The sequence below is a fragment of the Methylobacterium marchantiae genome (genome assembly GCF_042679825.1).
GTDB lineage: Bacteria > Pseudomonadota > Alphaproteobacteria > Rhizobiales > Beijerinckiaceae > Methylobacterium > Methylobacterium marchantiae.
On record NZ_JBHTND010000005.1, the window covers coordinates 42402 to 56003 of the forward strand.

Annotated in this window: 17 protein-coding genes; 9 read left to right on the forward strand and 8 right to left on the reverse strand. The window is 68.0% G+C overall.

The genetic code is table 11. From position 1 onward, the window contains the following. Positions 1-8: 8 nt before the first annotated feature. Positions 9-380: a response regulator gene (locus ACFQ4G_RS05195; protein WP_018044306.1), complete on the reverse strand. Its 372-nt coding sequence runs from the start codon at positions 378-380 to the stop codon at positions 9-11. A gap of 378 nt (positions 381-758) precedes the next feature. On the opposite strand from ACFQ4G_RS05195, the gene ACFQ4G_RS05200 reads away from it, so the two are divergent. After that, entirely contained in the window at positions 759-1397 is a 639-nt protein-coding gene (locus ACFQ4G_RS05200) for a 2,3-bisphosphoglycerate-dependent phosphoglycerate mutase (RefSeq protein WP_018044305.1), read from the forward strand. A gap of 183 nt (positions 1398-1580) precedes the next feature. Continuing rightward, complete coding sequence (locus ACFQ4G_RS05205; protein WP_018044304.1) at positions 1581-2642, forward strand: YeiH family protein; 1062 nt, start codon at positions 1581-1583, stop codon at positions 2640-2642. A 26-nt stretch (positions 2643-2668) separates the two neighbouring features. On the opposite strand, the gene ACFQ4G_RS05210 is transcribed toward ACFQ4G_RS05205, so the two are convergent. Next, positions 2669-3820 carry a TDT family transporter gene (locus ACFQ4G_RS05210; RefSeq protein ID WP_018044303.1) on the reverse strand — a complete coding sequence of 384 codons (1152 nt, stop codon included), beginning with the start codon at positions 3818-3820 and terminating at the stop codon, positions 2669-2671. A gap of 214 nt (positions 3821-4034) precedes the next feature. Between ACFQ4G_RS05210 and ACFQ4G_RS05215 the strand changes: the two genes are divergently transcribed. The 6 genes from ACFQ4G_RS05215 (at position 4035) to ACFQ4G_RS05240 (ending at position 8667) form a co-directional block, all read left to right on the forward strand. Beyond that, positions 4035-4268 (forward strand): hypothetical protein, encoded by a 234-nt coding sequence (locus ACFQ4G_RS05215; protein ID WP_018044302.1) that lies wholly within the window; start codon positions 4035-4037, stop codon positions 4266-4268. 78 nt (positions 4269-4346) lie between these two features. Beyond that, positions 4347-4481, forward strand: coding sequence for a hypothetical protein (locus tag ACFQ4G_RS05220; protein WP_018044301.1), 135 nt, complete (start codon positions 4347-4349; stop codon positions 4479-4481). Between the two features lie 278 nt (positions 4482-4759). Then, positions 4760-5983, forward strand: a complete 1224-nt coding sequence (locus ACFQ4G_RS05225) for a molybdopterin-dependent oxidoreductase (RefSeq protein WP_018044300.1) — start codon at positions 4760-4762, stop codon at positions 5981-5983. Positions 5984-5994: 11 nt separating this feature from the next. Then, the gene (locus ACFQ4G_RS05230; RefSeq protein ID WP_018044299.1) at positions 5995-6333 is read left to right on the forward strand and encodes a c-type cytochrome; all 339 of its coding nucleotides are present in this window, start codon (positions 5995-5997) and stop codon (positions 6331-6333) included. Between the two features lie 185 nt (positions 6334-6518). Continuing rightward, a complete protein-coding gene (locus ACFQ4G_RS05235; protein ID WP_018044298.1) occupies positions 6519-7502 on the forward strand; it encodes a beta-propeller fold lactonase family protein in 984 nt (327 codons plus the stop codon). Positions 7503-7581: 79 nt separating this feature from the next. Further along, positions 7582-8667 (forward strand): sulfite oxidase, encoded by a 1086-nt coding sequence (locus ACFQ4G_RS05240; RefSeq protein ID WP_018044297.1) that lies wholly within the window; start codon positions 7582-7584, stop codon positions 8665-8667. Between the two features lie 3 nt (positions 8668-8670). On the opposite strand, the gene ACFQ4G_RS05245 is transcribed toward ACFQ4G_RS05240, so the two are convergent. The 5 genes from ACFQ4G_RS05245 to ACFQ4G_RS05265 are packed head-to-tail and all read right to left on the reverse strand — an operon-like array spanning position 8671 to position 11638. After that, positions 8671-9042, reverse strand: coding sequence for a YidH family protein (locus tag ACFQ4G_RS05245; RefSeq protein WP_018044296.1), 372 nt, complete (start codon positions 9040-9042; stop codon positions 8671-8673). Further along, the gene (locus ACFQ4G_RS05250) at positions 9039-9929 is read right to left on the reverse strand and encodes a LysR family transcriptional regulator (RefSeq protein ID WP_018044295.1); all 891 of its coding nucleotides are present in this window, start codon (positions 9927-9929) and stop codon (positions 9039-9041) included. The genes ACFQ4G_RS05245 and ACFQ4G_RS05250 overlap by 4 nt, the downstream gene beginning before the upstream one ends. Beyond that, positions 9926-10735 (reverse strand): anti-sigma factor family protein, encoded by an 810-nt coding sequence (locus ACFQ4G_RS05255; RefSeq protein WP_018044294.1) that lies wholly within the window; start codon positions 10733-10735, stop codon positions 9926-9928. The genes ACFQ4G_RS05250 and ACFQ4G_RS05255 overlap by 4 nt, the downstream gene beginning before the upstream one ends. Continuing rightward, positions 10732-11241 carry an RNA polymerase sigma factor gene (locus ACFQ4G_RS05260; RefSeq protein ID WP_018044293.1) on the reverse strand — a complete coding sequence of 170 codons (510 nt, stop codon included), beginning with the start codon at positions 11239-11241 and terminating at the stop codon, positions 10732-10734. Before ACFQ4G_RS05260 ends, ACFQ4G_RS05255 begins: the two co-directional genes overlap by 4 nt. 13 nt (positions 11242-11254) lie before the next feature. After that, a complete protein-coding gene (locus ACFQ4G_RS05265) occupies positions 11255-11638 on the reverse strand; it encodes a COG4315 family predicted lipoprotein (protein WP_018044292.1) in 384 nt (127 codons plus the stop codon). 538 nt (positions 11639-12176) lie between these two features. Between ACFQ4G_RS05265 and ACFQ4G_RS05270 the strand changes: the two genes are divergently transcribed. Continuing rightward, positions 12177-12923 (forward strand): phosphatase PAP2 family protein, encoded by a 747-nt coding sequence (locus ACFQ4G_RS05270; protein ID WP_018044291.1) that lies wholly within the window; start codon positions 12177-12179, stop codon positions 12921-12923. Between the two features lie 147 nt (positions 12924-13070). On the opposite strand, the gene lspA is transcribed toward ACFQ4G_RS05270, so the two are convergent. After that, a complete protein-coding gene (gene lspA, locus ACFQ4G_RS05275; protein ID WP_018044290.1) occupies positions 13071-13598 on the reverse strand; it encodes a signal peptidase II in 528 nt (175 codons plus the stop codon). Between the last annotated feature and the right edge of the window lie 4 nt (positions 13599-13602).

Here is a 13602-nt window from a genome sequence, read left to right on the forward strand (position 1 = left end):
TCCCGGGCTTACCTCCGAAGGGGCCCGGGGTGCTTCTCCGACGGCATCGTCTCGCGCACGTGGTGCCGGACCAAGGAGGGGCTGAACGGCTTCCCGATGAACGTCGCCCCATCGGGCAGGTCCCCGGGTTCAGGTCGCACATTGCCGGAGGCGACCACGATGGCGATGTGGGGCCACGTCACGGCCGTCCGCCGCGCCAGGTCGAAGCCGTTGTCCGGCCCGGGCATCTGCACGTCCGTGAACAGCAGCTGCACCTTGCCATGGTGCTCGTCGAGCACCCGCGTCGCCTGGGCGACGTCCATCGCCTCAAGAACCACGAAACCGGCATCCTCCAGGATGTCGGACACATCCATCAGGATGAGGGCGTCGTCGTCGACCACGAGGACATGGGGGGCATCGGCGGGGTCAGGCAGGGGCATGGATACCAAAGGCCGGCCTGGCCGGTAGGTTGCCGCATAACATAGGTTTCTTTTGCGCCATCGGAGCATGGTTGCCTAGCGCCGTTTCCGTAGGTCCCGTGGATGCGGGCCCCTAGTGGTTGAAATCTGACGCTTGGTACCCATTCGCGAGGTCAGCTTGGGGTGGGAAGCAGCTTGGCTGCTTTCAGTCGCGAGACGTTCTTAAGCGGACCTAGGATGACCCGCCGACTCCGGATGAACGGTCCAACCCATCGCATGGTCGAAGTTCGTTGAAGTCGGATGCCGACATCATCAGAGGCGATGCGACCGGCACGAAAGTGCTCTGCCTCGGGAGACAGCGTGATTCACGATTGCAAAGCCCCGGTCACGCGACATCTCGTGCTGGTCCGGCATGGCCAGAGCGTAGCCAACCGATCCGGCCTGTTCACGGGATTGCTGGACTCGCCCTTGACCGAGCAGGGCCGGATGGAAGCCGAGGCAGCCGGGCGGCGTTTGGCCGAGCGCAGCTGGCGCTTTTCCGCAGCCTTCACCTCGACGCTGACGCGGGCGATCGTGAGCGGCCGGCTTATTCTCGATGCGCTCGGGCAACCCGGATTGGTCCCCCAACGCTTCGCCGCGCTCGACGAGCGAGACTACGGCGACCTCAGCGGGCTCGACAAGATCGCCGCCGATGCGCGCTGGGGGGCGGAGCGGATCGAGACCTGGCGCCGCTCCTACGCCGAGGCGCCGCCGAACGGTGAGAGCCTGCGCGATACCGTCGCCCGCATCGTCCCATGCTACCTCCGAACCATCCAGCCGGCGGTTATGGGCGGAGACGTGCTCGTCGTCGCCCACGGCAATTGCCTGCGGGCGCTTGTCATGGCGCTTGAAGACCTGAGCCCCGCGGAGGTCGAGCACCTTGAACTCGCGACGGGCTCCGTCAGGATCTATGAGCTTGCTGCGGACACGACGATCAAGGCCCGCTGGATCGACGGGTGAATCCGCCTGTCGGCCCTCCACAATGGGTCTCCGCAAACTCTGAAGGGGTCCTGCTTTCATCTATTTCAGTGATGGCAAGCATCTAATCATTCCGTTGGAGTGAATGAACGGGCCCTGGGATCCTCCGGCATCACATCGGAGCCATCCATGTCCGCGCCCAGACTTTTCTCCCACCCTCGATCGATGCACGCCTTGGCCGGCACGAGAGCCATCCTTCCGGGACTGGGCCTCTGCGTGGCGGTCACCGCCGCAGCGGTCGGCTTCGAGGCCGTCGAGGCGCATCTGTTCGGTCGCGCTTGGCTCGAAGCCCTGGTACTGGCGATCCTGCTCGGGAGCGCGATTCGCACCGCCTGGACCCCGTCGCAGCGTTTCTTTCCCGGCATCGCCTTCGGGGCCAAGACCGTGCTGGAGATCGCGGTCGTCCTGCTCGGGGCGTCGCTCAGCCTCGCGACGATCCTCGCCGCCGGACCGGGCCTGCTCTTCGGCATTGCGGGCGTCGTCGCGGTGGCGATCCTGTCGAGTTACGGCATCGGCCGAGCGCTCGGGCTGCATCCGCGCATGGCGATCCTCGTGGCCTGCGGGAACTCGATCTGCGGCAACTCGGCGATCGCGGCCACGGCACCGGTGATCGGCGCCGACGGCGAGGACGTCGCCGCCTCCATCGCCTTCACCGCGGTGCTGGGCGTGCTGGTGGTGCTCGGCCTACCGCTGCTGGTGCCGCTGCTCGGTCTGTCGCCGATGCAGTACGGCGTGCTCGCCGGCCTCACCGTCTACGCTGTTCCGCAAGTCCTCGCCGCCACCGCGCCGGTCGCGGCGCTCAGCGTCCAGGTCGGAACCCTGGTGAAGCTCGTCCGGGTGCTGATGCTAGGCCCGGTCGTCCTGATGCTCTCGCTCGGCGCAAGCCGGCTGCGCGAGGAGACCGACGAGGCCGCCCCCGGCGTCACCGCTGGCGACCGCCCTGCTCGCGCCGGCCTCGCGATCCACCGCTTGGTGCCGTGGTTCATCCTCGCCTTCCTGGCGCTCGCGGGCCTTCGCTCGGCCGGGCTGGTTCCGCAGGTCGCGCTCGCGCCGATGTCGGAGACCGCCAATCTGCTCACCGTGGTCTCGATGGCGGCGCTCGGCCTCGGGGTCGATGTGCGCAGCGTCGCCAAGGCCGGGGCGCGGGTGACCCTGGCGGTGGTCGCCTCGCTCGTCGCACTCGGCGCCGTCAGCCTCGGTCTGATCCGCGTGCTGGGCCTCGCTTGAACCGATCGGATGCGCCCGAGGCCCGGTCAGGCCCCGGCGAGGCAGGGCGAGACGAAGAGCTCCCCGCGATAGGCCCCGCGCAACGTGCGCACGGACACGATCAGCCAGAGTAGGGTCAGCAGGCCGACGAGGCCCGCTCCGAGCCAGGCGAACCCGCTGAGTGCCGTCACTTCGCCGATCCGCAGGGTGGCCAGGGCATAGACGCCGAGCGGGAAGATGTAGCCCCACCAGCCGAGGTTGAACGGAACGCCGGCGCGTAGGTAGCGCACGGTGACGGCGAGCGAGAGCAGAAACCACCAGGCGCCGTAGCCCCAGAGGATCAGCGCGCCGATCAGGCCCGTGATCCTGAGGATCTCGGGCGCGCCGGCAAAACCGCCTGCCGCGAGGATCGGGCCACCGGCCTGCCCCAGCACGAGCAGGCCGAGCGCCCCGGTTCCGAGCGGACCGAGGGAGAGCCAGCTCGATGCGGCCATCTCACGCGGTGGCAAGTTGTGCAGCGCCATGCGCAGCACCAGGATCGCCAGGATGCTCAGCGCCAGCGGGACCGAGACGCCCCAGAGCACGAAGCTCGTGACGATGACGGCGAGTTGTTGGCTCTCGCCGCTCAAGGCTGGAGCGAGCAGGCCACCGGAGACGGCGACGACCTCGGCTGTCACCACTGGCAGCAGCCATACGGCCGTCATCTGGTCGATGCGGTGCTCCTGACGGGTGAACATCAGGTAGGGGATCGCGACAGCACAGATCAGAGCGAGCGCCACGTCGAACCACCACAGTGGCAGTGCGATTCGGACGGTCTCTGCGCCGAGATAGGGCGGACCGAATATCAGCAGCCCGTTCAGCAGCGTCGCCAGTGCCATCGGGATCGCCCCGAAGAACATCGACACCGTCGAGTGTCCGAAGATCCGTCGGGCGCCATCGAAGTAGAAGATCCAGCGCGCGCCGTAGACTAGGCAGAAGGTGGCGAAAAGCACGACGGAGGCGAGCCAGAGCCCGAGCGGCACAGGGGCCAGCAGGGCATGCGTCTCCGGCAGACGGTCGAGGGCCAAGGCGACCACGCCAGTGCCCATCACCACGGTGAACCAGTTCGGCGTGAATTGTCGGATCACGTCCCGCGGATGCTGGAGGCGCGAGAGCGGCTTTAGGCCTGTGCTGATCGCCAGCAGACTGGATTCGGACACGGGGCGCTCTTGGGCTTCGGAGGGTCAACGCACCGGCTCTAGCACGACCCCGCATCGCGCGCCGCCGCGATAAACATCAACTCGCAAGCGGCGCTTAATCATCAAAACAATCGATTAAAACTAGCTAATCAAACCATTAGTATGAATGGTTGTCGGCCGCTACCTTCTTGTCATCACGAACCGACGTGACGACCCGACCAGAAGGATATCGACCATGACCCGTACGATCGCTGCCGTCGCCCTCGCCGCCTCCGCCCTCGTCGGCATGACGGGCCTCTCGCAGGCCCAGGGCCTCCGCGCTCCGCAGGTCCGCTTCATCACCAGCCCATCCGCACCGATCTACGGCGACGCCGATGGCGCCAACGCCAAGAACCCGGCACTCCCGGCCTACGCCCGTGGCCGCGGCCAGGAGACCGGCGGCCCGGCGCGGGAACTGATCGGTCGCTGACAGCGCCCCCTTGGCCGCCGGGCATCCGTCCGGCGGCACGTGAAGCCTTCGAACACCCGAATGACAGGGAGATCCATCATGACCCGACCCACCTTCGAGACCACTGACGAGGCCCGGCAGGGCGAGACCAGCGGTCATATGCGCTGGGTCCTGTTCTGGACGGTCGCCCTGACTGTCGCCGCCGTCGGCACCGCCTGGCTGACGATCATCTGATCCGGCCGCCCGCCATTGATCGGAGATCGGAAATCTTCGGATGATCGCAATCGGAGATCGTTCAGATCTCTAACGATCATTGGGTGGAATAATCATCTCGCTGTAGCATCTCGTTCACGGAGAGGACGCCTCTTTGCCGGGATGACATGGATCGACGACCCGAGTTTCCGGCGGCGAGACCGAACCGTCCCGACCGACGCCAATGCCGTCCGCCGACGGCGACACCGAGATCCAGCGACCGGCCGACGCGGCCCAACAAACGATTCCAGGGAGACATCATGCGCCATCTGCACGAACCGTTGAACCGCCGCCTCGTCCTGGGTGGCCTAGGGGTCGGCAGCCTCGCCGCCGCCATGCCGGCCTGGGCCGCGGGCTCGGTGAAGCTTCCGCTGCCCGGCGGCCCGGACGAGCGGGCGCTGACCACCGCCTTTCCGGGCAAGGCCGAGATGATCCTTCAACGCACCCATCCGCCGCTGCTGGAGACGCCGTTCTCGGTGTTCGACGAGGGCGTGTTCACCCCTAACGACCGCTTCTACGTCCGTTGGCACTGGGCCTCGATCCCGACCGAAGTCGATGCCGGCACCTTCCGTCTTAAGGTCCACGGCCACGTCGATAAGGAACTCTCGCTCTCGCTCGACGCCATCGCCGGCCTGCCGCGCTTCGAGATCGCCGCGGTGAACCAGTGCTCGGGCAATTCACGCGGGCTGTTCGAGCCGCGGGTGCCCGGCGCGCAATGGGCCAACGGCTCGATGGGCAACGCCCGCTGGACCGGGGTACGCCTCAAGGACGTGCTCGAACGCGCTGGGGTGAAGTCCGGCGCCGTGCAGGTGCGCTTCAACGGCCTCGACGAGCCCGTGGTCGACGACGCGCCGGACTTCAAGAAGTCGCTCGATCTCGACCACGCCAACAATGGTGAGGTGATGATCGCCTACGCGATGAACGGCGAGCAGCTCCCGCTGCTCAACGGTTTCCCGCTCCGCCTCGTGGTGCCGGGCTGGTATTCGACCTACTGGGTCAAGATGCTGTCCGACATCGAGGTGCTGGACAAGCCCGACGACGGGTACTGGATGAAGACCGCCTACCGCATCCCGGACGTGCCGGGCGCCAACATCAAGCCCGGCCAGACCGGCTTCAAGACGGTGCCGATCAACAGGATGGTGCCGCGCTCCTTCGTCACCAACCTGACCGACGGCGCCAAGGTGGCGGCCGGAACGCCGGTGGCCCTTCGCGGCATCGCTTTCGGCGGCGATTGCGGGGTAAAGGCGGTCGACTTCTCCGGAGACGGCGGGGCGACGTGGTTTCCGGCGCAACTCGGCGCGGACGAGGGCCCCTACAGCTTCCGCCGCTTCGACGGCAGCCTGCCGGCGCTGGCCGCCGGCACCCATGCGGTTAAGGTCCGCTGCACCAATACCAACGGCGTCGCCCAGGGCATGGACCAGGTCTGGAACGCCAACGGCTTCATGCAGAACGGCATAGAGACCGTGTCCTTCCAGGCCGCTTGAGGAGACCAGCCATGAACCCGATCCGCCCTGCGGCCCTCATCGCCGCGCTCGCCTTGTCTCCTCTGGTGGCGCTCGCCGCCCCGGCCCCCGAGCCGATGCGCTTCACCTCGCAATCCATTGCGATGCCGACCTCCGACCGGATCTTCCCCGACGGGCCGGGGGCCGAGGCCGTCAACAACAACTGCCTTGCCTGCCACTCGGCCGGGATGGTGCTGACCCAGCCCAAGCTCACCAAGGCGCAGTGGACCGAGACCGTGAACAAGATGGTTCACGTCTACAAGGCACCGGTCGATCAGGCCGACGTGCAGACCATCATCGATTACCTCACGGCGTTGAAGCCGACGCCCTGAACCCCCGATTCCCGAGGCCGCCGCGCTTTTTTCGCCGGCCTCGGGGAATAGACCGCGCCTTCCGGCGTCTCCTCAGGGCGATGCACGGCCGGCCCGGCCTTGCACGACGGATTTCCGATTTCGAACCAGCCCTCACGGCAGGCCCCGGCCGCCGAACGAGCGCGCATGCCCGAGAGACACGCTTCATGACCCATATCCGCACCAGCCTGCGCGCCCTCGTCGCCGGAGCCGCCTTGCTCCTCGCCCAGGGCCAGCCCGGGTTCGCCGCCGGTTTCGACGGGGCGATCAAGAACAACGCGCTGGCGCTGAACGCCGCCGGTACGGTCGCCGCTGTGTCGAACAGCGAAGAGAGCGCCGTCATCGTCTACGACGTCGCCAAGGGCACGGTGCTGCGCCGCCTCGACGGCTTCGTGACCCCGCGCAACATCGTGTTCGCGCCGGACGGCGCCCGCTTCTACGTCTCCGACAGCGGCACCGGCCGGATCACGGTCTACGAGACCGCCACCGGCAAGGAAGCCGGCGTTCTCGCCGCGGGCCCCGGCGCGTTCGGCACGGTGCTCTCGGCCGACGGGACCAAGCTCTACGTCAATAACGAGGCCGCGAGCACGCTGACCGTGTTCGACACCAGGACCATGCTCGCCGAGGCTGTGATCCCCGGCTTCGCGCAGCCGCGCCAGGGCGTGAAGTTGTCGCCGGACGGCAAGACCGTGTTCGTGACGAACTTCCTCGGCGACAAGATCACGTTGGTCGATACCGCCACCAACAAGATCACCGGCGAGATCGCCGGGTTCGACAAGCTGCGCGCCATCTCGATCACCAAGGACGGTAAGACGCTGTTTGCCGCCAACAGCGGCCGCAACACGATCGGCGTGGTCGATGTCGCCGCCCGTAAGGTCACGTCCGAGGTGGCGGTGGGCAAGGACCCCTACGGCGCCGCGCTGACCCCGGACGGGCGCTTCGTCTATTCGGGCAATCTCAAGGACAACTCCTTGTCGGTGATCGACACCGGCACCCTCAAGGTCGTCGCCACGGTGACCGGCCTGAACGAGCCGCGCCAGGCGATCGCGTTCTCGGCCGACAACGCCCACGCCTACGTCCTCAACCGCGACCTTAGCGTCGCCGTGGTGGACCGGGCGAAGAACGCGGTCATCTCGACCATGAAGCCCTGAGGCGTCGCGCGCCGGGTGCCTTCTCGGCTCCCGGCGCGTTCCCGATGTCGACACGTCACGAACGCAGGACAAAGACCCCATGCTCGGCCTGTTCCAGCGCAAGGACCGCCTCATCGTCCACGGAAAGGCGCCCTACAACGCCGAGCCGCCGCTCGATCGCCTGCGCGCGGCCTTCCTGACTGATCAGGCCGACTTCTACGTCCGCAGCCACGGTGACATCCCGGACCTCGACGCCGACAGCTACCGCCTGATTATCGACGGGATGGTCGCGACGTCGCTCGACCTCTCGCTCGCCGATCTCAAGGAACGCTTCGCGCCCGTCACCGTCACGGCGGTGATGCAATGCGCCGGCAACCGCCGGGCCGACATGCTGGCGGTGGCGCCGGTCTCCGGCGACCCGTGGGCGCCCGGCGCCATCGGCAACGCGGAATGGACCGGCGTGCGCCTCGCCGAGGTGCTGCGCGCGGCCGGCCTCGACGCGGGGGGCGCACGTCACGTCGCCTTCGAGAGCCACGACCGGATCGCCCATACGGACACGCGCTTCGGCGCCTCGATCCCGCTCGCCAAGGCTCTCGCCCCCGAGACGCTGCTCGCCTTCGCGATGAACGGCGAGCTTCTCGCCCCCGAGCACGGTCACCCGCTGCGTGTTGTGGTGCCGGGCTTTGCCGGCATCCGCAGCCCGAAATGGCTCGCCCGCATCACGGTGCAGGATCACCCCTCCAACAACCCGATGCAGGCCGACGACTACAAGCTGTTTCCGCCCGACGTGACCGCCGAGACCGCGGACCCCGCCCACGGCATCACCATCGAGGCGATGCCGCTCAACAGCGCGATCTGCGAGCCCGCCCGCGGCGCGGCGTTGAAGGCCGGCCGGCACGCGATCCGCGGCTACGCCATCGCCAGTGACCGCGCGGTCGCCCGCGTCGATGTCTCGACGGATGGCGGTCGCAGCTGGGCGCAGGCCCGGATCGACCGCGACGCCGACGCACCCTACGCCTGGACGTTCTGGGAGATCGAGCGCGAGCTGACGACCGGCGAGCACGAACTCGCGGTACGGGCCTGGGATTCCGCCGGCCAGACCCAGCCTGCGGCGCCGGACGACACCTGGAACTACAAGGGCTACCTCAGCGCCGCCTGGCACCGGGTGCGGGTAACGGTGGCCTGACCGTCACGCCCAGAGCAGGGCGGTGGCAGCGAGGCCCGAGATCGCGATGAGCAGGGCCGCAACCCCGACGGTGAGGATGCGCGGCATCATCGGGATCTCGGCATGAGCGAGTCGCGCCCGGATCGCTCGGTCCCGCCATGCGGCGCCGGCGAACGAGGCGAGCGCACAGGCGATCAGCGTGAGCGACAGCACCTTCAGTGGCCAGACCGCCAGCACCTCTCGCAGGAAGCGCTGCGCGGCCAGGCCGACGCCGAGGAAGGCGAGCCCGGTGCGAAGCCACGCCACGAAGGTGCGCTCGGCTGCCAGCACCGTGCGGTCCTCGGCGAGCCTGACCCGCGGGTCGTCGGGGGGAACGGGTTTCGCGGGCTCGCTCATTCGGCATCCGCCGTTGCGATCAAATCGAGCAGCGCGTCGGCGGCCCGGCTGCGGTAGCGCTCCTTGTGGCGCAGTACCCGGAACGGCCGGCTCGGCAGGGCGAACGCCGCCCGTACCAGGGTCCCGGCTCGAAGCGCTGCGGCGACCACGGTCTCGGACAGCACGGCGGCCCCGCCCCCGGCCTCGACGGCGGCGCGGACCGCCTCGTTCGAGGGCAATTCGAGTGTGACTTGGAGTTGAGCCGCAGCGAGGCCGGCCGCACCCAGCGCCGCCTCAAAGGCCGAGCGGGTTCCCGATCCCCCCTCGCGCAGCACCCAGTCGGCCCCGGCGAGGTCCTTGGGTTCAAGGGCGGTCGCTCCGGCGAAGGGATGGCCTGGGGCGACCACGAGGACGAGCTGGTCATGAGCAATGGTGGTGCTCGCGAGCGTCGGGTCGTCCAGCGCCCCCTCGACGAAGCCGAGTTCGGCCTGCCCGGCGCGGACCGCATCGGCAGCGTCGGTGGTGTTGCCCACCGCCAGCCGGATGGCGATCTCAGGGTAGGCCCGGCGGAAGGCGACAAGGTGGCGCGGCAGCCAGTCGCTGGCGATGGTCTGGCTGGCGTAGAGGGCCAGCGTCCCGCGTCGCATGCCGCTGAGGTCGGCGAGCACCAGCTCGGCGGCCTCGGCCCGGGCGAGCACCGCGCGGGCCTCGACGAGGAACACGCGTCCCGCCTCGGTCAGCTCGATCCCGCGGCCGACCCGATGGAACAGCTTGGTCGCGTGTCGTCCCTCGATATTGGCGATCGCCGTGCTGACCGCCGACTGCACGAGGTTCAGCGCCTCGGCAGCCCGGGTTACGTGCTGCCGCTCGGCCACCGCCACGAAGATGCGGAGTTGGTCGAGGGTCATGGTTGCCGCGGCGGAACCGGCAATCCACGGACCTGCGCGTCAACCGCCTGCGCGACGGTCAAAAGCCGCGCTTCGTCGGTGCGACCGGTGACGACGTAGGACATGCCGCCATCGACCCAGGAGAAGGCGGCGACGTCGCCCTCGCGGGCGAAGCGGAACACCGTGCGGCCATCCGCATCGCCTACGCGGCTGTAGAGCGTCAGCCGGGTGCCGTGATCGTCATCGTACATCAGCATCGCGGCGGATTCGGAACCCGCCGGCAGCAGCCGGCCCCCCATCAGGCGGAAGCCGTAGGCCGTGAGGTCGGGGGTGGTCACCGCCCGGCCGAGGCGCTTCGAGAGCCACGTCACGAGGTGTGGCTTCTCATCGGCGCGCACCTCCACTGGATGCACCGCCTCGACCACGTAGGTGCGGAAGGCCGCCACCGCGTCGTCGGTCGCCGGCTCGGTTCGCGCGAGCGTGACCGTGGGTACCTGCCGCGCGGCATGGCCGAACCAGCCGGCGGCACCGCCAACCGCGAGGCAGAGCACGGCCGCAGCCGCGACCGGAAGCCAGCGCCCGGTTATCGGGCGATGTCGCGAGCGGATGTTGGCCACCCGGAGCCGCGCCGGGATCGCCTCCTCGGCGATCGGCGCGAGGCGGGCACGCAAGCGCTCGCGCAGGGCGCGATCCGCCGAGACCTCGGCCGCCCGCGCGGGGTTTCCCCTGAGCCATGCCTCGACCAGTGCCTGCCGCTCCGGTTCGAGACGACCGTCGATCAGGCCGTGCAGGTCGTCCTCGCCGACCGGGCGTGGATCCCCGCTCATTTCACCCTCCTCAACAAGCCGGTTCGGCCCGTTTCCAGAAAACTTCGCATCCGCTCCCGGGCTCGGCTTAACCGCGACATCACCGTGCCCAGCGGTACTCCGAGCACCTGCGCCGCTTCCGCATAAGACAGATCCTCGACCGCGACGAGCAGTAGCACTGAGCGCTGCTCCTCGGGCAGGGCGTCGAGTCCGGTGAGCACGTCGCGTGCCCCCATAACGGCCTCGGGGTCGGCACCCGGATCGGGCACCTGCTCCAAAGCCTCAGCGCCGACATCGATGCCGCGCCGGCCCCGGCGTCGAACAGTGCCGAGGAACAGGTTGCGCTCGATCGTGAACAGCCAGGCTCGCAGGTCGCCGTCGCGGCGACGTCCGGACCAGCCGGACAACGCCCGCTCCAACGTGTCCTGGACGAGGTCATCCGCCGCTTCGCGGTCCCGCAACAGTGCGACTGCGTAGCGCCGCAACGCTGGGATCTGCGGTTCGATGAGGGCGGCGATCTCGTCCACGAGGCTTTACCGATCAGGGCTTGGCGATGTGCCATGCACCGTTGAGGAATCCGTCGCCGGTGATGTCGCCGGGCTTCGTATCCTTGGCGAAGGTGTAGAGCGGCTTGCCCTTGTAGGCCCACTGCATCGTGCCGTCGTCCCGCGTCACCATCGTCCAGTCGCCACTAGCAGCCGAGCCGGAGGCGGCCATCAGGGCCGGCCAGTTGGCGGCGCAGGGGCCGTTGCACATCGACTTGCCGCCCATGTCCTTGTCGAAGGTGTAGAGGGTCATGCTCTTGGCATCGACGAGCGCCGGCCCCTTGGCAGTCTCGGCCGTCATCGCAGGCGCAGCGGCCTGGGCGGCGGCGGCGGAGAAGGCGAAGGCCGCAAAGGCAGCGCGGATCAGCATGGTGTGCATGAGTGAGGTCTCCCGCGGTCGACCATGACCGCATCGGGAGAGATGCCGAACGGGCGCGTCTATTCCACTGACACACGAAAAAGATTGGTGACGTCAGCGTGACCGCCGACTCGTCCTCAACCACGGCATACGGCCGTCACCCAGGAGCAGTCAGAGGAATGATGCGGCGGCGTCACCACTCTGAAAGGCGGAGATCCGAGATCATGCCCTCGCACGGCGAGATCGACTGCAACGTCTGCTTTCGAGAGATACGTTGGCTTGCTCTTACGGCGTAGTTGGGTCGGAAGCGGACGGTATCAAGCGTCAGGTTTCGACCACTAGGCCTCGGGGTCGATATCCGACGTTTCAGGCCCTCCTCCACAGGGATCTCGGCGTGGATGCGACCATTGCGGGCAACAAAGGTGCGGGTTCTCCTTGGCTCGCCGCTCACCGCGGGGGAACGGGCGAGGATCCGAACGGGTTCTTCGGCTCTGCCGCATGAGGCGGTGAGTGTCCCGAGCCAGCAACCGTCAAGGGACCGATCCAGGAGTTCGGGCGCATGAACCAGTCCTCTCCGTCCGCCCGTGCCGGTATCATGGCGCGCCTCGGCAAGCGGGAGATCGGTCTGCCCGTGACGCTGTTTTGCGTCGCCGCCCTCATCCTCGGGTTTGGTCTCCTGGCCGACAAGGTCATGGAGGGCGGCACGATGGGGTTCGACACCCGCGTCGCCCACTTCTTCCGTCCACCCGGCGCGGCTGGTCCGATTGGACCGGATTGGCTGCACGAGATGGCCCGGGACGTGACCTCCCTGGGCAGCATGGTGGTCCTCTGCTTCCTCATCGCGGCTGTGGCAGGGTACCTGCTCCTGATCCGCAAGCAGGGGGCCGCGGTCCTGGTGGTGGGATCGATCCTGGGCGGGACGGTCATCAGCTTCGGGCTGAAACTCCTCTTCAACCGGCCCCGACCCGAGATCCCCGGCGGCATCCAGGTGTTCACCGCCAGCTTCCCTAGCAGCCACGCCATGCTCTCCGCCGTGACTTACCTGACACTCGGCGCCCTCATGACGCGCGTGGCGGCGGGCGCTCGCCTGAAGGCGTACTTCATGGGGCTGGCCGTCTTCCTCACGGTCGTCGTCGGGCTGAGCCGGGTCTATGTCGGGGTCCACTACGCGACCGACGTGCTGGCAGGCTGGTGCGTGGGGTCGGCCTGGGCGGTCCTGTGCTGGGTCGTGGCCCTCCAGCTTCAGCGACGCGGTCAAGTCGAGAAGCCCGACCATGTCGCGGGCGAGGCCGGCATCGAGGCATAGGACCCCATGCGCCGTTCTTCCTAAACGCATCCTCCGCCTGACTGAAGGGACGGACGCATCCCAGCATTCGTTCAATTAGCAGGACCGCATCGTCCATGCCTGCGGCCAGGCCGTTCGACCATTACGGGCACGACCGAAATGACGCCGTTAAGGGACCCGTAGGGCGGCCCGATCAAGCGGCGCTGGTGGTCTCGGCCCGCCCGGCTTGCCGACTGCCTCCCAAGCTATCAAGGCGGCCCCGAGGCTGATCCAGATATCGGCCATGTTGAAGGTGAACCAATGCACCTCCGCCGGGTGCAGGTCGAGGAAGTCCGTGACGCGGCCGTCCACCCATCGGTCGATGAGGTTTCCCAGTGCACCGCCGGTCATGATGGCGAAACCAACTCCTTCCGACGCTCCGGTCGCGCGGAATGCCAACCGGGCAACGTAGGCCGTCAGCATTCCCTGAAGCGCAAGAAGGACGACCAAGGACGTCGCGTCATGCGCCGGAAGCAGGCTGAAGCTGATGCCATGATTGAACGCGAGCCTGAGGTCGAGCATCGGCAGTACCGCGTGCACGGTTTCGTCGGAAAGCCTGTCGACCGCCAGCGCCTTGGTCCACAGGTCGGTGCCCGCCGCGGTCACAGCGATTACGACGAGGGCGCCGAACCCGGCCCTTTCCCGTATGAGACGCATCGGC

Excerpts from the sequence above, each read along its gene's own strand:
- ACFQ4G_RS05205 (WP_018044304.1), top strand. The coding sequence starts at position 1,581 with ATGCACGCCTTGGCCGGCACGAGAGCCATCCTTCCGGGACTGGGCCTC.
- ACFQ4G_RS05215 (WP_018044302.1), top strand. The coding sequence starts at position 4,035 with ATGACCCGTACGATCGCTGCCGTCGCCCTCGCCGCCTCCGCCCTCGTC.
- ACFQ4G_RS05220 (WP_018044301.1), top strand. The coding sequence starts at position 4,347 with ATGACCCGACCCACCTTCGAGACCACTGACGAGGCCCGGCAGGGCGAG.
- ACFQ4G_RS05225 (WP_018044300.1), top strand. The coding sequence starts at position 4,760 with ATGCGCCATCTGCACGAACCGTTGAACCGCCGCCTCGTCCTGGGTGGC.
- ACFQ4G_RS05230 (WP_018044299.1), top strand. The coding sequence starts at position 5,995 with ATGAACCCGATCCGCCCTGCGGCCCTCATCGCCGCGCTCGCCTTGTCT.
- ACFQ4G_RS05235 (WP_018044298.1), top strand. The coding sequence starts at position 6,519 with ATGACCCATATCCGCACCAGCCTGCGCGCCCTCGTCGCCGGAGCCGCC.
- ACFQ4G_RS05240 (WP_018044297.1), top strand. The coding sequence starts at position 7,582 with ATGCTCGGCCTGTTCCAGCGCAAGGACCGCCTCATCGTCCACGGAAAG.
- ACFQ4G_RS05245 (WP_018044296.1), bottom strand. The coding sequence starts at position 9,042 with ATGAGCGAGCCCGCGAAACCCGTTCCCCCCGACGACCCGCGGGTCAGG.
- ACFQ4G_RS05250 (WP_018044295.1), bottom strand. The coding sequence starts at position 9,929 with ATGACCCTCGACCAACTCCGCATCTTCGTGGCGGTGGCCGAGCGGCAG.
- ACFQ4G_RS05255 (WP_018044294.1), bottom strand. The coding sequence starts at position 10,735 with ATGAGCGGGGATCCACGCCCGGTCGGCGAGGACGACCTGCACGGCCTG.
- ACFQ4G_RS05265 (WP_018044292.1), bottom strand. The coding sequence starts at position 11,638 with ATGCACACCATGCTGATCCGCGCTGCCTTTGCGGCCTTCGCCTTCTCC.
- ACFQ4G_RS05270 (WP_018044291.1), top strand. The coding sequence starts at position 12,177 with ATGAACCAGTCCTCTCCGTCCGCCCGTGCCGGTATCATGGCGCGCCTC.
- lspA (WP_018044290.1), bottom strand. The coding sequence starts at position 13,598 with ATGCGTCTCATACGGGAAAGGGCCGGGTTCGGCGCCCTCGTCGTAATC.